22 protein-coding genes are annotated in these 22,668 nt (G+C 67.8%); 11 read left to right on the top strand and 11 right to left on the bottom strand.

The features are described from left to right. Nucleotides 1–3 precede the first annotated feature (3 nt). The 4 genes from rplW to rpsJ are packed head-to-tail and all read right to left on the bottom strand — an operon-like array spanning nucleotide 4 to nucleotide 1,978. Complete coding sequence (gene rplW / locus KTR9_RS19860; RefSeq protein ID WP_010842268.1) at nucleotides 4–309, bottom strand: 50S ribosomal protein L23; 306 nt, start codon at nucleotides 307–309, stop codon at nucleotides 4–6. Between the two features lies 1 nt (nucleotide 310). Then, on the bottom strand, nucleotides 311–1,000 hold the full coding sequence (rplD, locus tag KTR9_RS19865) for a 50S ribosomal protein L4 (protein ID WP_010842269.1): 690 nt from the start codon (nucleotides 998–1,000) through the stop codon (nucleotides 311–313). Further along, nucleotides 997–1,653: a 50S ribosomal protein L3 gene (rplC, locus tag KTR9_RS19870; protein WP_014927856.1), complete on the bottom strand. Its 657-nt coding sequence runs from the start codon at nucleotides 1,651–1,653 to the stop codon at nucleotides 997–999. The genes rplD and rplC overlap by 4 nt, the downstream gene beginning before the upstream one ends. A gap of 19 nt (nucleotides 1,654–1,672) precedes the next feature. Continuing rightward, nucleotides 1,673–1,978 (bottom strand): 30S ribosomal protein S10, encoded by a 306-nt coding sequence (gene rpsJ, locus KTR9_RS19875; RefSeq protein WP_003938093.1) that lies wholly within the window; start codon nucleotides 1,976–1,978, stop codon nucleotides 1,673–1,675. 404 nt (nucleotides 1,979–2,382) lie between these two features. Between rpsJ and KTR9_RS19880 the strand changes: the two genes are divergently transcribed. From KTR9_RS19880 to KTR9_RS19925, 10 genes are all read left to right on the top strand, one after another. Continuing rightward, nucleotides 2,383–2,859: a hotdog fold domain-containing protein gene (locus KTR9_RS19880; RefSeq protein WP_010842271.1), complete on the top strand. Its 477-nt coding sequence runs from the start codon at nucleotides 2,383–2,385 to the stop codon at nucleotides 2,857–2,859. A gap of 121 nt (nucleotides 2,860–2,980) precedes the next feature. Next, nucleotides 2,981–4,780 (top strand): N-acetylglutaminylglutamine amidotransferase, encoded by a 1,800-nt coding sequence (locus tag KTR9_RS19885; RefSeq protein ID WP_014927857.1) that lies wholly within the window; start codon nucleotides 2,981–2,983, stop codon nucleotides 4,778–4,780. Continuing rightward, nucleotides 4,777–6,690 (top strand): S9 family peptidase, encoded by a 1,914-nt coding sequence (locus KTR9_RS19890; RefSeq protein ID WP_010842273.1) that lies wholly within the window; start codon nucleotides 4,777–4,779, stop codon nucleotides 6,688–6,690. The genes KTR9_RS19885 and KTR9_RS19890 overlap by 4 nt, the downstream gene beginning before the upstream one ends. 8 nt (nucleotides 6,691–6,698) lie before the next feature. Next, on the top strand, nucleotides 6,699–7,391 hold the full coding sequence (locus tag KTR9_RS19895) for a GntR family transcriptional regulator (RefSeq protein ID WP_014927858.1): 693 nt from the start codon (nucleotides 6,699–6,701) through the stop codon (nucleotides 7,389–7,391). A gap of 132 nt (nucleotides 7,392–7,523) precedes the next feature. Further along, complete coding sequence (locus KTR9_RS19900; protein ID WP_014927859.1) at nucleotides 7,524–9,173, top strand: NCS1 family nucleobase:cation symporter-1; 1,650 nt, start codon at nucleotides 7,524–7,526, stop codon at nucleotides 9,171–9,173. A 145-nt stretch (nucleotides 9,174–9,318) separates the two neighbouring features. After that, nucleotides 9,319–10,329: an alpha/beta hydrolase gene (locus tag KTR9_RS19905; RefSeq protein WP_014927860.1), complete on the top strand. Its 1,011-nt coding sequence runs from the start codon at nucleotides 9,319–9,321 to the stop codon at nucleotides 10,327–10,329. Continuing rightward, nucleotides 10,326–11,186, top strand: coding sequence for an SDR family NAD(P)-dependent oxidoreductase (locus tag KTR9_RS19910; RefSeq protein ID WP_014927861.1), 861 nt, complete (start codon nucleotides 10,326–10,328; stop codon nucleotides 11,184–11,186). The genes KTR9_RS19905 and KTR9_RS19910 overlap by 4 nt, the downstream gene beginning before the upstream one ends. A 41-nt stretch (nucleotides 11,187–11,227) precedes the next feature. Next, nucleotides 11,228–12,151, top strand: coding sequence for a hypothetical protein (locus tag KTR9_RS19915; RefSeq protein ID WP_014927862.1), 924 nt, complete (start codon nucleotides 11,228–11,230; stop codon nucleotides 12,149–12,151). 10 nt (nucleotides 12,152–12,161) lie between these two features. Further along, complete coding sequence (locus KTR9_RS19920) at nucleotides 12,162–13,655, top strand: flavin-containing monooxygenase (RefSeq protein ID WP_014927863.1); 1,494 nt, start codon at nucleotides 12,162–12,164, stop codon at nucleotides 13,653–13,655. A gap of 4 nt (nucleotides 13,656–13,659) precedes the next feature. Then, on the top strand, nucleotides 13,660–14,418 hold the full coding sequence (locus tag KTR9_RS19925) for a MerR family transcriptional regulator (RefSeq protein WP_014927864.1): 759 nt from the start codon (nucleotides 13,660–13,662) through the stop codon (nucleotides 14,416–14,418). Nucleotides 14,419–14,434: 16 nt separating this feature from the next. On the opposite strand, the gene KTR9_RS19930 is transcribed toward KTR9_RS19925, so the two are convergent. From KTR9_RS19930 to mftE, 5 genes are read right to left on the bottom strand one after another with little or no spacing between them, the layout of a single operon-like run. Beyond that, nucleotides 14,435–15,091, bottom strand: a complete 657-nt coding sequence (locus KTR9_RS19930) for a hypothetical protein (protein WP_014927865.1) — start codon at nucleotides 15,089–15,091, stop codon at nucleotides 14,435–14,437. Continuing rightward, nucleotides 15,078–15,509, bottom strand: a complete 432-nt coding sequence (locus KTR9_RS19935) for a PPOX class F420-dependent oxidoreductase (RefSeq protein ID WP_014927866.1) — start codon at nucleotides 15,507–15,509, stop codon at nucleotides 15,078–15,080. Before KTR9_RS19935 ends, KTR9_RS19930 begins: the two co-directional genes overlap by 14 nt. A 54-nt stretch (nucleotides 15,510–15,563) precedes the next feature. Next, a complete protein-coding gene (gene mftG / locus KTR9_RS19940) occupies nucleotides 15,564–16,913 on the bottom strand; it encodes a mycofactocin system GMC family oxidoreductase MftG (protein ID WP_014927867.1) in 1,350 nt (449 codons plus the stop codon). Continuing rightward, nucleotides 16,910–18,442 carry a mycofactocin biosynthesis glycosyltransferase MftF gene (mftF, locus tag KTR9_RS19945; protein ID WP_010842284.1) on the bottom strand — a complete coding sequence of 511 codons (1,533 nt, stop codon included), beginning with the start codon at nucleotides 18,440–18,442 and terminating at the stop codon, nucleotides 16,910–16,912. Before mftF ends, mftG begins: the two co-directional genes overlap by 4 nt. Then, on the bottom strand, nucleotides 18,439–19,149 hold the full coding sequence (gene mftE / locus KTR9_RS19950) for a mycofactocin biosynthesis peptidyl-dipeptidase MftE (RefSeq protein ID WP_238553947.1): 711 nt from the start codon (nucleotides 19,147–19,149) through the stop codon (nucleotides 18,439–18,441). The genes mftF and mftE overlap by 4 nt, the downstream gene beginning before the upstream one ends. A gap of 182 nt (nucleotides 19,150–19,331) precedes the next feature. Here mftE and KTR9_RS19955 point away from each other — a divergent pair, with 182 nt between their 5' ends. Further along, nucleotides 19,332–20,444: a CaiB/BaiF CoA transferase family protein gene (locus KTR9_RS19955; protein ID WP_014927869.1), complete on the top strand. Its 1,113-nt coding sequence runs from the start codon at nucleotides 19,332–19,334 to the stop codon at nucleotides 20,442–20,444. A 105-nt stretch (nucleotides 20,445–20,549) separates the two neighbouring features. Here KTR9_RS19955 and KTR9_RS19960 read toward each other — a convergent pair whose 3' ends face one another. Together KTR9_RS19960 and mftD are read right to left on the bottom strand one after the other, a co-directional pair. Further along, on the bottom strand, nucleotides 20,550–21,362 hold the full coding sequence (locus KTR9_RS19960; protein ID WP_014927870.1) for a mycofactocin-coupled SDR family oxidoreductase: 813 nt from the start codon (nucleotides 21,360–21,362) through the stop codon (nucleotides 20,550–20,552). Nucleotides 21,363–21,438: 76 nt separating this feature from the next. Then, nucleotides 21,439–22,638: a pre-mycofactocin synthase MftD gene (mftD, locus tag KTR9_RS19965; protein WP_014927871.1), complete on the bottom strand. Its 1,200-nt coding sequence runs from the start codon at nucleotides 22,636–22,638 to the stop codon at nucleotides 21,439–21,441. Nucleotides 22,639–22,668: the final 30 nt, after the last annotated feature.

The following is a 22,668-nucleotide window of genomic DNA, read 5'->3' on the forward strand; positions in this document are numbered from 1 at the left end:
CGGTCAGCTGACCGAGCCCCCGAAGATCTCGATGGGCTTGCTGTCTGCGGTCAGCGACACGATGGCGCGCTTGGTGGACTTGCGCTGGCCGTAGCCGGAGCGGGTCCGCTTGCGCTTGCCCTGTCGGTTCGCGGTGTTGACGCTGGCAACACTGACGCCGAAGATCTTCTCGATCGCGATCTTGATCTCGGTCTTGTTGGACTCCGGGTGCACCAGGAAGGTGTACACGTTGTCCTCCATGAGCCCGTAGGACTTCTCCGAGATCACGGGCGCCAGGATGATGTCGCGCGGGTCGGCAATGGTCGACATGTCAGGCCTCCTCTGCTGTCTTCTCGACGGCAGCCTTGGCATCCGCCGTGTTCTGCTCGATGAAGGCATTGAGCGTCTCGACGCTGAACACCACCTCGTCCGAGTCGAGGACGTCGTAGGTGTTGAGCTGATCCGGCGCGATCGGCAGCACGTTCTGCAGGTTCGCCACGCTCAGCCACGCCGTCAGGTCCTCGCGGCCGAGGACGACCAGGAACTTGCGACGATCGGAGAGGCTCTCCAGGAACTGGCGCGCCGACTTGGTCGAGGGCTGCTGCCCCGAGACCAGTTCGGTGATCACGTGGATGCGCTCGTTGCGAGCGCGGTCGCTCAGCGCACCGCGCAGGGCGGCCGCCTTCATCTTCTTCGGTGTGCGCTGGCTGTAGTCGCGCGGCTGCGGGCCGTGGACGGTGCCACCACCGGTGAACTGCGGCGCGCGGTTCGAGCCCTGACGCGCACGGCCGGTGCCCTTCTGGCGGTACGGCTTGGCGCCACCGCCGCGGACCTCGCCGCGGGTCTTGGTGGAGTGCGTGCCCTGGCGTGCCGCGGCCTGCTGGGCCACGACGACCTGGTGCATCAGCGCGATGTTGGCCGGGGCGTCGAAGAGTGCGGCGGGCAGGTCAACGGTTCCGTTGGTCTTGCCGTCGGCGGTCTTGACGTCCAGCGTCAGCTTCGTAGCGGTCTCGGTGCTCACTTGGCACCACCCTTCACTGCGTCGCGAACCATCACGATGCCGCCCTTGCGACCCGGGATCGCTCCCTTGATCAGCAGGAGACCGGCCTCGGCGTCCACCTTGTGGACGGTGAGGTTCTGCGTGGTCACCTTGTCGTTACCCATGCGGCCTGCCATGCGCATGCCCTTGAACACACGACCCGGGGTGGCGCAGCCACCGATCGAGCCCGGTGCGCGGTGCACACGGTGGGCACCGTGGCTGGCGCCCAGACCGGCGAAGCCGTGGCGCTTCATGACGCCGGCGAAACCCTTGCCCTTCGAGGTGCCGGTGACGTCGACCAGCGCGCCGTCGGCGAAGATCTCGGCGGTCAGTTCCTGACCGACCTCGAACTCGCTGATGTCGTTGACGCGGATCTCGGCCAGGTGGCGGCGCGGGGTGACCCCGGCCTTGCTGTACTGGCCGGCGACCGGCTTGGTCACCTTGCGGGGATCGATCGCGCCGTAGGCGAGCTGGACGGCGGTGTAGCCGTCACGGTCCGCGCTGCGGAGCTGGGTGATCACGTTCGGGCCGGCCTGGATGACAGTGACCGGGACGACGCGGTTGTTCTCGTCGAAGACCTGGGTCATGCCGAGCTTGGTGCCCAGGATTCCCTTGGTCGAACTCTGATTGCTCATGATTTATCTCGCCCCCGTCCTACTGGATGTTGACGTCGACGCTGGCCGGGAGGTCGATGCGCATCAGCGCGTCGACCGTCTTCGGTGTCGGGTCGAGGATGTCGATGAGTCGCTTGTGGGTACGCATCTCGAAATGTTCGCGGCTGTCCTTGTACTTGTGCGGCGAACGGATGACGCAGTACACGTTCTTCTCGGTGGGCAATGGCACCGGGCCGACGACGCGTGCCCCGGTACGGGTCACGGTCTCCACGATCTTGCGCGCCGAAGCGTCGATCGCCTCGTGGTCGTAGGCCTTGAGCCTGATGCGGATCTTTTGTCCCGCCACGCTGTGTCCTCTTCCGTCAGTTGTTCTCGACAGACAAACACCGCGTGATCCGGACCGAGCTCTCGCCGGCTGAGCACATGACCACCGTGTGAGATACGGCAATCGACGCTGTTCATCTGTCGTTGTACGTTGGCTCGTACCTGTACGAGCCTGGTTGCTCCGGCACCCGCAGTCGGGCGTGTCGGGACCGTGAACCGATATCGGCGCACGCGTTACACGCCCAGTCCCCGTAGACCGGGCCTGGGAGTCATTCACCTGTCCGCGACCGCTGGGCTGGCACACGGCACAACCTGCGTCCGCCGGTCAAGGCAACCCGAACAGTATGCATCAGGTCGGGAGCACGATCAAATCCACGCCGGACGCCGACACCGGGGAATGAACTGACTCATGAGTAAGATACCGGCATGAGTTCGACGAACCCCACCTTCGCCCTGCGCAAGAGGCTGCCGGCCAATCCTCTCGGGAACGTTCTGTTCTCCCTCGGGATGGTCGCGAAGGTCCCCTACTTCGGCACCGTCCTACCGCTCGTCCAGGAGATGGAGCCCGGCTACTGCAAGGTCACCGCGCCCAACTGGTTCGGTGTCCACAACCACATCGGCACCTTCCACGCGATCGCCGCCTGCAATCTCGCCGAGGCCGCGATGGGGATGCTGATGGAGGCCACCACACCGACGTCCCATCGCTGGATACCCAAGGCGATGCAGACGAGCTACCTGACCAAGGCGACGACGCGCTTGACCGCCGAGGCGCGGCTCGCCGAGCCCGTCGACTTCGATGCCATCACCGCCGGCACCGACGTCACCGTGTCGGTGAGCATCGTCGACACCAGGGGCGTGGAGGTCGTGCACTGCGACATCACCACGTGGGTGACCCCGAAGTAGCGGCCCCCGCCCGGGGTGCCGTCGGGCCCCCGGCCTCCTAGGGTGGGAGGATGCCTCCGCCCGGTGCGCCAGAGCACCAGTGGCATCGGAGTGCGGCAGCGACGAGGAGGACCAGCGACCCATGTGCGGAATCTGCGGTGAGATCCGGTTCGACGGCACGGCCCCGGATGTCTCGGCTGTCGATGCCATGACCTGCGAGATGACCCGCCGAGGCCCCGACGGCTCCGGCGTCTTCTCGAAAGGTTCTGTCGCGCTGGGCCATCGGCGCCTGAAGATCATCGACCTGACCGAGAAGGGCAGTCAGCCGATGATCGACCCGACGCTCGGCCTCGCCCTGGTGTTCAACGGCTGCATCTACAACCACCACGAACTGCGCGCCGAACTGGAGGGCAAGGGTTACACCTTCTTCTCCCACGCCGACAGCGAGGTCATCCTCAAGGCGTTCCACGCCTGGGGTCCCGATTGCGTCGACCACTTCATGGGCATGTTCGCCTTCGCGATCGTCGACACCGACACCGGCGTGGTCACTCTCGGCCGCGACCGGCTCGGCATCAAGCCGCTCTACCTCGCCGACACCCCCGGGCGCCTCCGGTTCGCCTCGTCGGTGCAGGCGCTGCTGTGCGCCGGTGACGTCGACACCTCGATCGATCGCGTGGCGCTGCACCATTACTTCAGCTTCCACGCCGTCGTGCCGGCGCCCCACACGATCTACAACGGCATCCGAAAGCTCCCGCCCGCGACGGTTCTGACGATCCGGCCCGACGGCCGGCGTACCGAACGCCGCTACTGGGAACCGGCGTTCGAGCCGCACCCCGACCGCCGGGACTGGGACGAGAAGCGGTGGCAGCACGAGCTGCTCGACTCGCTGCGGACCTCGGTGCGCAGGCGCATGGTCGCCGACGTACCCGTCGGGGTGCTGCTGTCCGGCGGCGTCGACTCCTCACTCGTCGTCGCCCTGCTCGCCGAACAGGGCCAGACCGACCTCGCCACCTTCAGCATCGGATTCGACTCCGCGGCCGGAGAATCGGGAGACGAGTACGCCTATTCCGATCTCATCGCAGACACCTTCGGCACCGACCACCACAAGATCCACATCGGGACCGACCGGTTGTTGCCCGCGATCCCGGACACGGTCGCGGCCATGGGTGAACCGATGGTCAGCCACGACTGCGTCGCGTTCTATCTCCTCTCGCAGGAGGTCAGCAAGTCCATCAAGGTCGTCCAGTCCGGGCAGGGCGCCGACGAGATCCTCGGCGGGTACAGCTGGTATCCCCCACTTCTCGACGTGACCCGCGAGAAGACGACGCGCGCCTATGCCGACGTCTTCTTCGACCGCGACGACGTCGACATCCGCGGCATCCTCGCCGACGACTATCTCCCCGAGGCCGGTTACGACCCCAGCTTCGAGTTCGCCTCGGCCCATCAGTCCGCACCGGGCGCCGCGACCGCCGTCGACGCGGCGCTTCGCCTCGACACCACCGTCATGCTCGTCGACGACCCGGTGAAGCGCGTCGACACGATGACGATGGCGTGGGGACTCGAAGCCCGCGTCCCGTTCCTCGATCACGAGTTCGTCGAACTGGCCGCCACCTGTCCCCCCGATCTCAAGCTCGCGCACGGCGGCAAGGGCGTGCTCAAGGAGGCGAGCCGGGCGCTGCTGCCGTCGGCCGTCATCGACCGCACGAAGGGTTACTTCCCGGTGCCGGGGATCCGCCACCTCACCGGCGGTGTCCTCGACCTCGTCTCGGACACGCTGCGATCCAAGGCCGCCCGCGACCGTGGGTTGTACCGGCCGGCGGCGCTCGATCGACTCTTCGCCGACCCCAACCGGATTCGCACCAGGCTCGACGGCAACGAGCTGTGGCAGGTCGCGCTCCTCGAGATGTGGTTGCAGACCATGGAAGCGAACGCACGACGGTGACCTCGCTGCGTTTCGACGACCGCGGATGGAAGACCTACGGCGCCTCGCTCTCGCCTGACGGGAGCGCGTTCGCCTACATCGTCGACGAAGGGACGGGGTATCCACGGGCCGCGCAGCGCTCGCTCTCCCGGGACGGTGTCGGCGAGTTGCGGTGGGTCAAGCTGCGGTCCACCGGGCCCGTCCGGAAGGTGGTGCACTCGACCGACGGTCGCTGGCTGGCCGTGGAGATCGCCCCCAGCGGCGGCGAGCACCACCAGGTCTGGGTCGTCACGACAGATCCCGACGACGACACCGCCCACCGCATCGCGGCGACGCGGCCCGACGGCCGCTCGTTCGGCACCGTGGGTCTCGTCGGATGGGACACCGATTGGGTTCTCATCACGGCCATCGACACCGACGGCACCTCCCACGCCCTACGCGTCCATCCGGGAACCGCGACGACACTCACCCTGGATCAGCGCGTCGGCAGTGTGCTCATCGACTCGTGGAAGGGCGCCACCCTCGTCCGGGTCGGTCCGCGCGGTTACCACGACATGTTGCTGCTGCGCCGTCAGCCCGACTCGGGCGACGACGAGATCTCGATGACCCCTCTCCTACCGCAGGATCCAGGCGCGGTCACCGATCAGGGCTACGTCCTCGATCAGGGTTTCGACCACTCTTCACTGGTCTTCGTGCACGCCCCGAACGAACCGACACGCGACCTCGACAGCGTCCAGGCGCTGGTGCGCAGCGACTTCGACGCCAAGTTCCCACGACTCCTCGGTGTCGAGGTCAGCAAGTTCGGGGTGCGGTTCCGGGTGATGGCCCAGCGCGTCGACATCGGACTCGATGAGTTCGCGGTCAGCCACGACCAGTCGACCGTCGCGCTGCTGTGGAATGTCCAGGGGCGCAGCGAGCTGCAGATCATGACCCTGCCCGATCAGACCCTGCACCCACCCATCGACCTGCCCGGCGAGGTGGCCTCCGACCTCTCCATCAGTGCGGCGGGTTCGGTGGTGACCGTGACGGTGTCGAGTCCGCAACATTCCCCCCTGGTCCACCTCGTCGATGTCGCCAACCGGGCCGTGTATCCCGTCCGCGACGACGTCATCACGGGTGAGGGACCCTCGTGCCTGCTCCGGCCCGAACTCCTCGAGTTCTCCGCGCGCGACGGTATGCCGCTGTCCGGCTTCCTGTTCCGCGCGCGAGACAAGACGGGTTCGGTGACGCCGGGTCCCACCCTCCTGTACTTCCACGGCGGCCCCGAGGGGCAGTCGCGACCGGATTACCAGTTCCTGTTCGGCCCGCTCGTCGACGCCGGGATCACGGTCTTCGCCGCGAACGTCCGCGGGTCGTCGGGATACGGCCGGCTGTTCGCCCATGCCGACGACCGGTACGGGCGGTACGCCGGGATCAACGACGCCGCGGACTGCGCGGAGTTCCTGTGCCGACAGGGAATCGCCGACCCCGATGCGGTGTACTGCTCGGGTCGTTCCTACGGCGGCTATCTCACGCTGGCATGCCTCACGTTCCACCCCGAGCTGTTCGCCGCCGGGATCGCGATCTGCGGCATGAGTGACCTCGAATCGTTCTTCCGCAACACCGAACCGTGGATCGCGGTCGCGGCCTACACCAAGTACGGGCATCCCGAGTCCGACCGGGAACTTCTCGCCGACCTCTCGCCGATCCACCGGATCGACGCGGTCCGCGCACCACTGCTCGTCGTCCACGGGGCGCACGACACCAACGTCCCGGTGAGCGAGTCGCAGCAGATCGTCGCCGAACTCCAGGCACGCGGGGCGGTGGCCGAGATGCTGATGTTCGACGACGAAGGTCACGAGATCGTCAAGCGACACAATCAGCATCGGCTCACCGAGGCGGTGGCCGACTGGATCGCGCGCCACCCGTCCCGCCCCGGATCGTCGCGATGAACCGGCGCATGACCGACCGGCTGCTGGATCAGCTCGCCGAGACGCGCACCGGCAACGCACGTGCGAACGTGCTGGAGGAGATGCGTCGGTTGATCCTGTCCGGCGGCGCGCCGCCTGGCACCCAGCTCCCACCCGGCGAGATCGCCGACGCTTTCGACGTCAGCCCGATCCCGGTCCGCGAGGCGCTGAAAACCCTTGTCGGCGAGGGCCTCGTGGTCCACCGGCAGGGGGTCGGATATCGCGTGAGTCAACTGTCCACCGAGGAGCTGCGCGAGATCTACTTCGTCCGTGGCACCCTGGAACAGGCCGCGCTCGCCCGATCGGTCGGCCTCATCGACGAGTCGTCGTTGCAGACCGCCCGCGCCCGTCACGCGGAATTGCTGGCCGCGGTGAAGTTCAACGACGGCAAGGCGTTTCACGACATCTCTCGGGAGTTCCACCGCGCGCTGACCGCGCCGTGCGCGATGCCACGCTTGCTCAACATGTTCGAGGCGACCTGGAACCTCACCGAACCGTTCCAGGTGATGAGATCGGTGACAGCCGATACCCAGAACGCACTCAACACCGACCACGCCGACCTGCTCGCGGCGTTCGCCGACCGTGACACCGCGTCGGTCCTCGACGTCGCCCGTCGTCATCACCAGCGCCTCGAGAGCGCCGTCATCGAGACCGCCGCACTCCTCGACGTCCGCCACGACTGACACCCGGGTCATCCCCGGCGGAATATATCTGCCAGTTCATCGTGGGGTAACAAAGCGTTCCTACATTCTTCCCATCAGCGCCGCCAGCACGACATCCGACCCCCACCGCTGATCGGAAGACCAGGAGCACCCATGTCCACACCGCCCACCGGGAACCCCGGGCCGTCGCCTGCGGCCCCGTCGGTTGCGTCCCACTCCGGCGCCGCCGGCGAGAGCGTCATCAAGTCCACGTATGACGACCGGCTCACCAACACCGATCTCGCGCCACTGAAAGAACAGAAGTGGACGTGGTACAACATCTTCGCCTTCTGGATGTCCGACGTGCACAGCGTCGGTGGATACGTGTTCGCGGGCAGCCTCTTCGCCCTGGGCATCGCGGCGTGGCAGGTCCTCGTCGCACTCCTGGTGGGCATCATCGCCGTCAACCTCCTGTGCAACCTGGTCGCCAAGCCCTCGCAGCTGGCCGGCGTCCCCTACCCCGTGACCACCCGGGTGTCCTTCGGCGTCAAGGGCGCGAACATCCCGGCGATCATCCGCGGCGTGATCGCGGTCGTCTGGTACGGCATCCAGACCTACCTGGCGTCGGTCGCCTTCGGCCTGCTGGCGCTGAAGTTCTGGCCGGGCCTCGAACCCTGGGGCGACGTCGAGCAGCACGGCTTCCTGGGCCTGTCCGCGCTGGGCTGGGCCGGCTTCATCCTCATGTGGGTCCTGCAGGCCCTCGTCTTCTGGAACGGCATGGAGACGATCCGCAAGTTCATCGACTTCTGCGGTCCCGCAGTGTATGTCGTGATGATCGCGCTGGCGGCCTACCTCGTCGTCGAGGCCGGGTGGGACAACGTGAGCCTCGACCTGTCGGTCGGCGACGGGCTCTCCGGCTGGTCGTCGATCACGATGATGATCAGCGCGTTCGCGCTCGTGGTCTCGTACTTCTCCGGACCGATGCTCAACTTCGGTGACTTCTCGCGCTACGGCCGCACCTTCGGCGAGGTCAAGAAGGGCAACTTCTGGGGACTCCCGGTCAATTTCCTCTTCTTCTCACTCCTGGTGGTGTGCACGGTGTCTGCCGCGGTCACCGTCATCGGTACCGACGAGGACGGCAACATCATCACCGATCCGGTCCACATCGTCGATCGCATCGACAACACCACCGCGGCGGTGCTCGGCGTGCTCACCTTCGCCATCGCCACGATCGGCATCAACATCGTCGCGAACTTCGTCTCGCCTGCCTTCGACTTCTCGAATGTGGCGCCCACCAAGATCAGCTGGCGGACCGGCGGCATGATCGCCGCGGTCGGCTCGGTGCTGATCACCCCGTGGAATCTCTTCAACAATCCCACCGCCATCCACTACACGATGGACACCCTCGGCGCGGTCATCGGTCCGCTGTTCGGCATCCTGATCGCCGACTTCTACCTCATCAAGAAGCAACGGATCGAGGTCGACGATCTGTTCACGATGGAGCCCGAGGGCACCTACTGGTACCGCAACGGCTGGAACCCGGTTGCCGTGGGCGCCACCATCATCGCGTCGGTGCTCCCCATCAGCGTCGTCATCTTCGGCACGGTGTACCAGGCCAGCTTCACCTGGTTCATGGGCGCCGCTGCGGGCATGCTCCTCTACTGGCTCGGGATGAAATTCGTGCCGGCGCACCTGATCTACGGACGCGCGGCGATCGCGCGGATGACCGGCGACATCGAGGTGACCGACACGCAGGCCGCCCCCGACGGCCCGGTGGCCGCGGAGTCCGCGTCCGCCGTTCCGGAGGGCAGCGCACGCAGCTGACGCACTGGTGAACGACCGGGCCGCGCGAGGACATCGCGCGGCCCGGTCTTTTGTCGGTGTCCGTGTGATGTCGACCGGGCACCACCTCGTCACCATCAGCAACCATGCCATTGACAAATGGCACAGTTGCTGATGGTGTGAGCTGATGCACACCACGTCGACGCCCACCCCGTTGCCGAGCGAGGCCTCCACGCGGGCAACGCTCACCGCCCACGCGACGAGGTGGGGTCTGGGCACGTTCACCGGGGTGATCCCGCTGAACCCGCTGGGTATCCGGCTCTCGCGTGGACTCATCGCCGCGATCATGCGCACGCTCGGGCGTACCCCGTCCGGGACGACCGTGCTGAACGTCGAGGAGAACGGGATCTCCGGGGAATGGGTCCTCGGTCCGGGAGTCCGACGCGGGCGAGCCGCGATCTACTACATCCACGGCAGCGCGTTCACGATCTGTTCGGCACGCACGCACCGCTCTCTCGCCGCGCGGCTGTCGCTGGCCACCGATCTGCCGGTGTTCGTCGTCGACTACCGACTGGCACCCGAGCACCGCTTTCCCGCGGCCGCCGACGACGTCGCCGACGGATTCGACTGGCTGCTTCGACAGGGCTTCGCACCTGGGGACATCGTCGTCGCCGGCGACTCCGCGGGTGGACACCTGGCCTGTGATCTGACCCTCCGGCGGGCGGTCGCCGACGTCGAGCAACCCTCGGCGGTCATCCTGTTCTCTCCGCTCATCGACCTCACCTTCGGCCTGGCGCGCGATCAGGAGCGTATCCGGCGGGACCCGGCGATCACCGCGGCGGCAGCGGCGCGCCTGGTGGGCCTCTACACCGGTGACGCGGCCGCCGACGACCCACGACTCTCGCTCGACTTCACACCGGCGCGACACCTTCCGCCGTTTCTCGTCCAGACCGGTGGTGCCGAGATGCTCAGCGCCGACGCGCGCCACCTGCACGATGAACTCCGCGCGCACGGCGGTGACAGCCGGCTGGAGATCTGGCCGGGCATGATGCACGTCTTCCAGGCCCTCCCTCGCCTGGGCCCCGAGGCCGACGCCGCGCTGCGGCGGGTCGGCGAGTTCCTGACCGACCGAGCGGCGGACCGGCACGCACCGGCGCCGGCCACCTCGGCTGTGCGCATCGTGTCGGACGCGTCATGATCACCGCAGTCGACGGCATCCGGCACCGATTCGTCCGGAACCCGTTGTCGCAGAATGCCAGAGCTGTCGTGACCGGCGCCGGGAGCGGCATCGGTCGCGCGTTCGCACTCGAACTCGGCCGGCGCGGAGGCGAGGTCATCTGCGCCGACATCGACGAGAGAAGCGCCGACGAGACCGCGTCCCTCGTCACCAGCCGGACCGGCCGCGTGGCCCACGCCTTCGGTTGCGACGTCGCGGACCGGAATGCGGTGGGCTCACTGGTGGCGTTCACCCGTGACACCTTCGACGGTCCGCCGACACTCGTCATCAACAACGCGGGGGTCGGCATCGGCGGCCGCCCGGTCGGCGACATCGGGTTCGACGACTGGGACTGGGCTCTCGGGATCAACCTCTGGGGCGTCGTGTACGGATGCGAACTCTTCGCACCCATGCTGCGCGCGGCAGGCCGCGGCGGGATCATCAACGTCGCGTCGGCGGCGGGTTTCGCCGCAGCGCCCGTGATGGCGCCCTACAACGTGTCGAAGGCAGGCGTGGTCTCGTTGAGCGAGACGCTCGCGGCGGAACTGGCACACTCCGGCGTCGGTGTGACGGTGTTGTGCCCGACCTTCGTGAAGACCAATGTGGCGCGGGACGGCCGGATCACCTCTGACGCACAGGATCTCGCAGGGGCGCTGATGCGCTGGACCGGGGTGTCGGCGGCCGGGGTGGCCGCGTCGACACTCGATGCCCACGATCTCGGCCGACTGTACGTCCTGCCTCAGCTGGATGCCCGGGTCATCTGGCATCTCAAACGACACTTCCCCGCGTCCTACGTCCGCGGGCTCGGACTCCTCAACCGTCTCCTGCCGTCGTCCTGACGCGTCAGACCTCAGCCGAACGACCACTCGAAAGGACTGTCATGGCCATCGACCTCGACAACATGCTGCAGAAGATCAAGGACCGTCAATGGGCTCTGGCCGACATCGACTGGGATGCACCGGGGGCCGAACTCATCGAACCGGACCTGCACGCCAAGCTCAAACCCTTCATGAGTGACCTCATGTGGATCGAGAACGTCGGTGCGCGGGGCTTCGCGGCGATGGCGAAGAAGGCGCCGACCCCGACGCTCAAGAGCATCTACGAGCATTTCCACGCCGAGGAGCAGAAACACGCCAATGCCGAACTGGCACTGATGCGGCGGTGGGGGATGCTGGACGGCGACGAGATCCCGTCGCCGAATGTGAACGTGCAGTTGGTGATCAACTGGCTCGACCGGCACTCCGACGACATGTCCCTGTCCTTCCTGGGAACCGTGATCCCGATGCTCGAGGTCGCGCTCGACGGCGCCCTCATCAAGTTCATCACCGACGAGGTCAAGGACCCGGTGGCCCAGGAGGTGTTCAAGCGGATCAACTCCGACGAATCCCGCCATCTGGCAGTCGACTTCGAGGTCATGGAGATCCTCGGGCATGCGGGGCTGCGCAAGCGGACGATCGACTTCGTCGGCGGATGGGTGAAGCCGACGTTCCTGATCGGGGCACTCAGCTACGTTCCGCTGCTGAACAAGATGCGCGACAACATCGTCGCGATGGGGGTCGACGAGGAAAGGCTCTACAGCGCGATGAAGCGCTATCGGGCAGTGGGCGATCGAAGTGAATACGTGCGGCGTCTGCCCATGTTCCAGGTGGTCGCATACCACGGCGCGGCGGTGATCAACCGGCGAAATGTGCCCTACCACCTGTTCGCCGACTCGATGGTGAAGCTGACCGACCGCATCCCGTTCGGCCTGGTCCACCGAACACCGACGTGGTCGCAGGAACTGACCTATGAGCCGACGGCCTGAGGGGGTGGCGATGCACACCTCGGTGGCCGTCATCGGCGCCGGTTTCGCCGGTATCGGCGCGGGAATCCGCCTCCGGGATCGCGGGATCGACGACTTCGCGATCTTCGAACGCGACGACCGGGTCGGCGGTACCTGGCGCGACAACACCTACCCGGGGGCAGCGTGCGACATCCCGTCGCGCCTGTACTCCTACAGCTTCGCCCCCAATCCGGAGTGGTCACACACCTACTCGCGGAGTGCCGAGATCCTCGACTACATCCGCTCGATGGTCGACGACTCCGGGATCGGCCGCCACATCCGGTTCGGCCACACGGTGTCGGGGCTGGAGTACTCCGCCGAGGAAGGTCTGTGGACCGTCACCTTCGCCGAGGGACACGAGCCGGTACGGGCACGCGCCGTCGTCCTCGCCTCCGGGCCGCTCGCGAACGCCTCGTTACCCGACATCCCCGGCATCGAGGACTACGCGGGCCACAAGATCCACAGCGCGCGTTGGGATCATGACTATGAGTTCACCGGGAAGAAGGTCGCTGTCGTGGGCACCGGGGCCAGCGCGGTGCAGATCGTTCCGGAGCTGGTGGACCGGGCTGCCTCGGTGAAGGTCTTCCAGCGCACGCCGGGCTGGGTCCTGCCCCGTGCCGACGCCCGGACCCGCGAGGCCACCAAACGGCTCTATCGCTCGATTCCGGGCACCCAGCGTCTTGCGCGTTCGCTCTGGTTCTGGGGTCACGAGACGGTGGCACTGGGGGTCGTCTGGAACACGCCCCTGACCCGCGTCGTCGAGGCGGTGAGCAGGCTGCACCTGCGGTCCCAGGTCGACGACCCGTGGCTGCGCAGGCAACTCACTCCGGACTTCGCCGCGGGATGCAAGCGACTGCTCATGACCAGCGACTACTACCCGGCCCTCCAGCGACCCAACTGCAAGTTGGTCACCTGGCCGATCGCCCGGATCGCCGAACGCGGCATCCGGACCGTGGAAGGTGTTGAGCATCAGTTCGATTGCATCGTGTTCGCGACCGGGTTCGACGTTTCCAAGACCGGGACGCCGATCCCGATCACCGGTCTCGACGGGCGCGAGCTGGCATCGGAGTGGGAGCGGGGCGCATTCGCCTACCGCAGCGTCGCCGTGTCCGGCTACCCCAACCTGTTCTTCACGTTCGGCCCCAACTCCGGTCCCGGCCACAGCTCGGCACTGGTCTACATGGAGGCACAGATCGACTACATCACCGGGGCCGTCGCCCAACTGCTCGACAACGGGTGGAAGGCGCTCGACGTCCGCGCGGAGGCGCAGGACCGATACAACCGGGACATCCAGCGCCGGCTGACCTCGACGACGTGGAATTCGGGCTGCCAGAGCTGGTACCTGACGGAGGACGGGTTCAACGCGACGATGTACCCGGGGTTCGCCTCGCAGTATGTCGGCCAGCTGCGCCGCGTCGAGTTGCGCGACTACCGGATCCTCGTCCACGAGGGGGCTCGGACTCCGGCCGCCGCAGCGTTACAGTGAGGGGATGACAGAGTACCGGATCGACGACCTGGCGCGCGTGTCCGGCACCACGACCCGGAACATCCGTGGCTACCAGGAACGGGGGCTGCTCCCCCAGCCGCTCCGCCGCGGACGCGTCGCCATCTACACCGAGAAGCACCTTCGCAATCTGCGGGCCATCAACAAGCTGCTCGGCAGCGGGTTCACGCTCAAACACATCGCCACGTTCATGACCAATCCGGGTGCTCGCATCGGGGATGCGTTGGAGCTCAACGAGATCCTCGACGAGCACTGGTCGAGTACGTCGCGTCCGGAGATCACCCGCGCCGAGCTCGACGATCGGTTCGGCCTGCTGGACGACGCGGAGGTCGCCGCGCTGGTGAGCGCCGGGGTGATCGCCGAGACCGCGCGCGACGGGGTGTACGAGGCCGTCGATCAACGCATCATCGGGAACCTGGCCAGGCTCGTACGACGGGGCATGCAGATCTCCACCCTTGCCGACGTCCACGAACGGTTCACCGGCAAGATCAACGAGGCGGCCGAGATCCTGCTCGCGGCCGCTCACGACGAGGTCGACCGGCGCAAGGGCCCGGGCTGGCTGCCGGAGAACGACGACGACGTGGCCTGGGCGGTGAACCTGCTGGGCGTGATGCGCCGCGTCGGGACCGAGAACGCGCACGCCGCCCTCGACCGCGCTCTCGACACGGCACTGGACCGGGAGCTCTCGGCCCACCAGAACGCCGTCGACGAACGTGCGGACGCCGACGCGCCGCAGCCGGACTGAACCCGGGCTGACGCACTCAGCGGGAGACGTTGTGCCGCTTCGGGAGTACGACGAGCGACGCGAGGAAGAAGCAGATCGCACCGACGAACGTACCGGCCGTGGCCGCCACGGCGTCGGCGGTGACGCCGCCCTTGGTCACGAACGCCCCGACTGCCGACACCCCGAAGGCCACGCACCCGATCCAGTTGATCAGCACCGACCACCAGTCGCGGTCGCGGGCATCCCATCGGCGCCCCGTGGCGCGGGAGTACCCGACGAAGGCGACCGCACCGCTGATGAGGAAGGCGACCGAACCGCCGGCGTCGGGGGTCCAGACGAGGTGCCGGTCTCCCCAGATCGTGTGTGCAAGGAGTGCTCCCGTGGTCGACACGTTGAAGAGGATCGTGCCGACCGACTGCGTTGCCGCGCTCAGCCATTCGGCACGGATCACCGACCCCGGCGCCGAGGACTGCAGCTCGGCCACGGTTCCGCTGCGAACCAGCTGGATGAACCCTGCCCCGGTGAAGAACCACGCGCCGACGAAGTAACAGCCGTTGGCGAACCCGGCACCCACCACGTGCGCCAGCCCGGGAGCCGAGCCCAGCGCGAACAGCGCCGACCCGATCATGAACCCCCAGCACTGTTTGGACAGCGTCGGCGTCAGGAACGCGGGCTTGCGCTCACGCGGTGACATCGAGGCTCGCGATGACCTTGCTCGGCTCGATCCAGATGCCCAGCTCGCCGGGCACGCCGTTGCGCGCCCCGAACTCCTCGGCCCGCTCGGCGCCCATGTACCGGGCCCCGCACAGCGAAGCGATGCGACGCACATCGTCCAGGTCCTCGGTGATGCGCGCCAGGCCCTGCACCTGCACGAAGCCGAAGGGCGGCTCGGGCAGGTCGATCGACATCACGACCCGTGGATCACGAAGCAGCGCGCGGCCTTTGGCGGTGGTGGCACCGGTGTTGAAGGCGATCCGGTCACCGTCGAGCACGAACCACACCGGAACGACGAGCGGTCGTCCGTCGGCGGCGGTGTATCCGAGGTGCCCGGTCTTGGTGCCGTCGGTGAGAAAAGCGCGGACGGCGGGATCGGACAGCGTGGGGGCAGACATGTTCTCAGCGTAGATAAGGATGGGACCGGACCGCGAGCGTTCGGCCTCGTCGAGTCACCGTTGCGCGAGCACGCCACCGATCCGGCACGCCATCATCATGATCGTCGCGTGCGGACCACTGCGACCGCTGCTCGGCAGGATGGACCCGTCGACGATCCGCAGTCCACGGACCCCGAAGACGCCACCCAGCCAATCGGTCCGGTCCCCCATCGGCATGGTCCCCCAGGCGTGCTGGGAGAACCCGGCCCGATCGGCGATCCGCACGCTCCCTGGTACGACGATGTCGGCGAACTCGGGCGCCTGCAGCATCTCCACGACCCCGGCGGCTCCGGCCCTCAGTGCCGTGGCCGTGTCCGGGTCGGGTTCGTCGAACGCCATCCGCACCCCGGCGCGCTCCGCGACGAGACGTACCGGCGAGTGCCGCATCGCGGTCACCTCGACAATCGGCCCACCCGCGGGAATCCCGCGGATGTAGGTGGCGAAATCATCTCGGTAGCAGCGTATCTCGAGGCCTTCGTCGGTGTGCAGCACCGTCGGCAGGACCATGCCCGCATCCGCCGGCGATCGTCTCGAGTACGACACCGCCAGACCCCGATGTTCCCCGGCGGTCAGCGACCGCACATCCGAGCGGCCGGCCACGTCCGGCCACGGCAGGTCCCCGAGTTCCGATCGGAGCAGGATTCCCGCGGTCCCGAGCGTGCCCGCAGCGAGGATCACCTCTCCTGCGCTCACCTCCAGCGGTCCCGCACGCACTCCCGTCACCGTCGCGCCCCGGACCGCGACCAGGCGGTCGACCGCACATCCGGTCACCACCCGCAGGTTGGGGCGGGACAGAGCGGGGACGAGATAGGCGTCCGCGGCCGACCGGCGCGCGAGTCCGCTCCGGTTGGTGAGCACCCGGTTCAGGCCCACCACCGGCCACCGCTGCGCGATCGGACGCACCGGCGCCCGCACCGACCAGTAGTGTTCGAAAGCGCTTCCGGCGTCCCCGAGTTCACTGTCGGGCACGGGTCCGACACCCATGGTGCCCGTCGGGGCGTCCAGTTCGTCGTAGGCGCCGGCGATGGCGTCGGGCTCCCATCCGGCCGGCCAGGAGCCGAAGTCGTCTCGATGCCACCTCAGAAAGTAGCCGCCGTTCACCGCCGACGAGCCGCCGAGCGCCGACCCGCGGGCCGCGGACACCCCGAGGTCGGTCTCGTGGCGGACCGCATGCGGCGCGGCGTCGTCTATCGGTAGTCGCCGCAGGTCCAGATCCGCCGGCGTGGGCAGCCCCGCGGGCCCACGTTCCAGGAGGGCGACCGTGCGACCGGGCTCGCGGGAGAGCCTCTCGGCGAGCACGCATCCGGCGCTGCCGGCACCGACGATGACGACGTCGGCGGTGATCGGCCGTTCGGCCGCTGTCATCGAGAGATGACCGGGCGCAACGCTTCCGGGTCTCGGTGAGCGATGACTCCCTGCCAGAGGCCGGCTCCGTAGGCGAGGTCGTCGAGCCGGTGCATGAGGATGTACCGCAGCGGGCCGAGCGTGGGCGGACTGGTCGGATCGGCGAGCAGGTCCCGGACCCAGGACACCACCCCCTCCACGATCGCCACCTGCACGGCGAGAACGCGGAACCGCTTCGACACCAGGGCGAGCACCAACGCCAGCGGCCAGTAGTGACGGCAGATCGCATCGGCGGCCTGCAGCAACCCGAACCCGGCCGCCCGTCCGGTCATCTGCGCGGACACCAGCGGCGCCGAGGGCAGGTCACCGAGCCGGCGCCGCATCCGGACCGCGAGGTGGGTGAGGATGATCATCGCCAGCGCGGCACCGAAGCGGGTCCGGGACAGCAGCGCGACGACCGCGGCGGCCATCGGGACCGACATCTTCATCGGCGCCGCGCGGTCACCGTGCCGGGAGGCGAGGTGCGCCGCACCGGTGCCGTAGAAGCAACGGCGCGACAGCACCGAGCGCAGGTCGGTGCGGTGCTCGTGGGCCACACGTGCCACCGGGTCGTACCGAATCCGCCACCCGTCGGCATGCATCCGCCAGCAGGCGTCGACGTCCTCGGCGACGCGCAATGACTCGTCGAATCCGCAGAAAGCGCTGCGCCGCACGACCATCGCGGCACTGGGCACATACGGAGTCCTGGTCGACGGCGCCACCGCGGACTCCTCTGGCCCCATGTCCAGCGACGACCAGCCGTTTTCGTATCGCTCGGCCAGCGATGCCGTCATCGCCTCGGACTGCAGTCCGACGATCCGCGGCGCGACGAGACCCACGGTCGGATCGGAGAAGTGCGTGAGCAGGATCGTGAGCCAGTCCGGGTCGGGCACGACGTCGGAGTCGAGGAACGCCACGAAGTCGGTTGTCGCCGCCGCCGCGCCCGCGTTGCGCGCCGCGGACGGGCCACGATTGTCGTCGAAGCGTAGGACCCGGGCGGTCGGCCGGTCCACCTCGATCGGCGTCATGGAGCCGTCGTCGACGACGATGACCGCCAGCCCATCGAGGGCCTCGAGGAGGCGGTCGACCCCACTCTGATTGTCCCGCACCGGGATGACGACGGTCACGTCCTCGGGCTGCGGGCCGAACATCGGCCGGGGGTTGGCGATCCCCGCGTCCAGCAGGGCGCGCGCCAGACGCCGGGTCACGTTGTCGCACACTTCGATTCGTCCGTCCTCGGAGGTCATTCCGAGTGCGGTGTCGGACATGCGCAGCAGTCGGGTCGGCGATCCGCCGACCAGGTAGCGGAAGTCACCGGCCTTCGCGCACCGGAGGTCGATCTGCACCTGGAACCCGTCGGGCAGACCGGTGTGCGTCACCGCCGGGGCGTCCGCGGTCGCATCGCTCTCGCGGTCGGCGGCGCCGGAGTCGTCGCCGGGGGCCGGGCCGTCGGCGCCCGCGTCCTGGTTCTCGGCCCACCGACGTGGAGCCGAGTCGTCGAGGGCCGTCATCCCAGACGCCCCTGATCGTCGACCTGCCACGACCCGAGGGCGGCCGACAGACGTTCGGTGACGTCGCCGACCAGCCGCGCACCGTCGTCGGGGTTCGCGCCCCCCGGGTCACCGAGGACACCGTTGGGACTCACGGCGGCGACACCACCGGACCGCATCGCACCCAGCAGCGCGCCCACCGGCTCCCGATTGCCCGCGACAGCGCGGTCGGGATCGACAACCGACGGCGAGACATGCAGCAGCACAGAAGTTTCGGTGAAACCTGCGTGCGCATCGGCGCCGTCGAAGGCGCACGGGAACCAGGCGACGTCCCGGCCTTCGTACCGCAGACGGGTCACCGCCTCGATCAGGGTCCGGGTGTTTCCGCCGTGCCCGTTGACGAACACCACACGCGCCGCCCAGCGGCACGCACTGCGGCCGTATTCGACGAGGAGCCCGCGCAGCGCCTCGTGCCCGATGGAGATGGTGCCGGCGAAGCCCTCGTGCTCGCCGCTGGCGCCGTAGTTGAGGTCCGGGGCCCGCAGGAGTCCGGGATGGTCCGATCGCCCGCACACGCGGTCCGCAATGGCAGCCGCGATGCGCGTGTCGGTGTCGAGCGGTAGGTGCGGACCGTGTTGCTCGACCGAGCCGAGGGGCACCAGCAGGGTGACCACCTGCCCATCGAGGTCTGGCCAGTTGCACTGCCCCAACATCGATGGCCCTGTCATTCGACCAATGCTAGCGATGGTGCTTGCGCGTATGTCGGCCTCGCCCGAAAAACGAAGCGAAAAACGCGCCCGGATCCCGCCCAGGACCACTCTGACGAGCGTTCGATCGGTTATGGAATGCTTGGTGCATCCAGTGACACCTGACACAGTGCGCAGTACAACGATCGGGAGGACGACACCCCATGAGCAGTGCCATACCACGCAACAGCGGCAAGGCCGGCCCACTGAGTTCGATCCGGGTCATCGAGTTCGCCGGTATCGGGCCCGGCCCGCACGCCGCCATGCTGCTGGCCGATCTCGGCGCCGACGTCGTGCGCGTCCAGCGGCCCGGTTCGCTGCCCAAGCCGGGCCGCAACGCCGATGCCCTCCTTCGTGGCCGACGCGTCGTCGAGGCGAACCTCAAGGACGAGAACGACCGGGAGACCATCCTCGGCCTCGTCGCCAAGGCCGATGTGATCGTCGAGGGTTTCCGCCCCGGTGTGATGGAGCGGCTCGGGCTCGGACCCGATGATCTGGAGAAGGTGAACCCGGGACTGGTCTACGGACGCATGACCGGCTGGGGTCAGGACGGGCCGCGCGCGGAGCTGGCCGGGCACGACATCAACTACATCTCGCTGACCGGAATGCTGCACGCCATCGGACGCGCAGACGATCGTCCGGTGCCGCCGCTCAACCTGGCCGGCGACTTCGGCGGCGGGTCGATGTTCCTCGTCGTCGGCGTGCTCGCGGCGCTGCTCGAGCGTGGGATCTCCGGCCGCGGACAGGTGGTCGACGCCGCCATGGTCGACGGCGCTTCCGTTCTCGGACAGATGATCTGGGCGTTCCGCGGTACCGGCCTGTGGAGCGACACCCGCGGCGTGAACCTCCTCGACACCGGCGCCCCGTACTACGAGGTCTACGAGACCTCCGACGGCAAGTACATGGCGGTCGGCGCGATCGAGCCGCAGTTCTACGCCGAACTCCTCAAGGGGCTCGAACTCGCCGACGCCGACCTGCCCGAGCAGAACGACATCGCCCAGTGGCCCAAGCTGAAGGAGGTCTTCACCGAGACCTTCAAGTCCCGCACCCGCGACGACTGGGCCGCGGTCTTCGAGGGAACCGACGCCTGCACGTCGCCGGTCCTCACCTTCGCCGAGGCGCCCGCCGACGCACACATGGCCGCGCGTGCCAACCTCGTCGACATCGACGGCGTGACCCAGGCCCAGGTGGCTCCGCGCTTCTCGCGCACCAAGCCGGAGACTCCGGCGGGCCCGACCACCGAGGCGACCGACCCGTCGACGCTCTGGGCCGACTGATTTTCGACCGGTGAACTTCAACTCGACCGATGGACTTCGATCGAAGTCCATCAGTCGAGTCGAGGTTCACCGGTCGCAGACTCGGTGGCCTGGCGGCCGCGCGCGTCAGACCTTCGAGTGCCCCATGTCGATCTGGAACTCGGCAGCGGTGATGCCCTTGGCACTGTCGGAGGCCAGGTAGAGCACCGCGTCGGAGATCTCGTCGAGGGCGGCGACCGGGTGGTAGTCGAGGATCGACGTGAAATGCGGGTTGACCCAGGGGATCCCGAAGATCCGGTGGGCCTCGGTGTCGGCCACGCCCATCGGGGTGTCCACCGCGTAGGGATGCACGCTGTTCACCCGGATGCGATGGTGCCCGAGCTCTTTGGCCGTCGTCTGCGTCAGTCCGACGAGTCCGTACTTCGACGCCGAGTACGACGCCTGCAGCGGCATCGCCTTGAGGCCCGCAACCGAGCTGATGACGGTGATCGACCCCCCGTTGCCCGCCTCGAGCATCGCCGGGATGGTGGCCCTCAACGTCTTCCACGCACCGACGAGGTTGATGTCGATGACGTCGGTGAACTGTTCCTCGGTGAGCTCCCAGACCTTGCCCCACGTCAGCACACCGGCGTTGGCGACCACGTGGTCGAGACGACCGAACTGCTCGACGGCGTCGGAAACGAGCTGCTGCTGGAACGCGAGATCACGCGTGTCACCCTGCCGCGCAATGATCTTGCCGCCGACGCCCTCGACGAGACGGACTGTCTCGGCGAGGTCGTCGGCGGTGGCCGCGGGGTAGGTCGCGTGATCGATGATCGGACCCGCGATGTCCAGGCCGACGATCACGGCCCCCTCGCGGGCGAACCGGATCGCATGATTACGACCTTGACCTCGGGCGATGCCGGTGATGTAGACGACCTTGCCGTCGAACTGTCCCATGGCAGAACTGTAACACGTTCTAGTTATGGTTCCCCAGCGTTCTCACCGGCACGATCTCGGCCGCGCAGAGCACGGTTCAGGCGTCGCCGAACGACCGCTTGAACCCGTCCGGGATGACGAGATCGCCGGCCGAGAGCTCGTGCACGCTCTTGTGTCCCAGCCCCATCAGTACGCCGTCGAGTCCCATGCGTAGGAGATCGAGCACGTTCTCGACACCGGCCTGGCCGTTGGCCGCGAGACCCCAGAGGTAGGCACGGCCGATCATGACCGCGCGGGCGCCGAGCGCCAGCGCCTTGGCGACGTCACTGCCGCGCCGGATGCCGCCGTCGAGCAGGACCTCGATGTCGTTGCCCACCGCTGCCGCGATGTCGGGCAGAAGACGGATCGTGGCCGGGGTGCCGTCGAGGTTGTTGCCGCCGTGGTTGGAGACCGACAGTGCCGTCGCACCGATGTCCACGGCGCGCTTGGCGTCGTCGAGGCGGGTGATGCCCTTGACCATGAACGGCCCATCCCACTGCTCGCGCAGCCACTGCAGGTCTTCCCACGTGGGGGGCGGGGTGTTCATCCAGGACCCGTACGCCCCGAAGAAGGTCGGCCCCGGCACACCCTGCGGCGTGAGGTTGGGCGCGGACAGATCGGGGATGTTGATCTTGCCGCCCTTGACCCAGTCGAGTGCATAGCGCGGCTTCACCGCGATCTCCGGCCCCAGACGCACCAGTGCCTTCAGGTTCACCTTCTCCGGGATCTCCGGGCTGCCCCAGTCCCGTCCGACGTTGAACACCCAGTCGGTCGTGACGATCAGGCCCTTGGCGCCTGCCGCCTTCGCGCGCTCCGCGCGGGCGAGGATGTCGTCCCGGCTGCCGAGCCAATAGATCTGGAAGAAGACCTTGTCGTTGACCGCGGTCACCTCCTCGACCGAGTGCGACGCGAAGCTCGACAACCCCATCGCGGTACCCCGGGCGGCCGCGGCGCGGGAGACCGCGACCTCGCCCTCGGGGTCGACCGCCTGCACACCGGTCGGCGAGATCATCACCGGGAACGAGATCTCCTGCCCCATGACCGTTGTCGTCATCTCACGCTCGGCCTGTGCGCCGACGACGTGCGGTGCCCAGCCGAGTTCGGAGAAGGCACGGACGTTGTCGTCGACGGTGATGCCGGCCTGGGTGCCGGCGACCAGTGACAAGTACACCGACTTCGGCAGACGCTTCTTGGCCCGTCGTTGTGCCTCGGTGACGGTCTCGAACCAGGGGTTTCTCGCCCAGGGGTTGGCAACCATGATCTTTCCTACTCATTCATCTGGCATGAG

The sequence above is a fragment of the Gordonia sp. KTR9 genome (assembly GCF_000143885.2).
Classification (GTDB): domain Bacteria; phylum Actinomycetota; class Actinomycetes; order Mycobacteriales; family Mycobacteriaceae; genus Gordonia.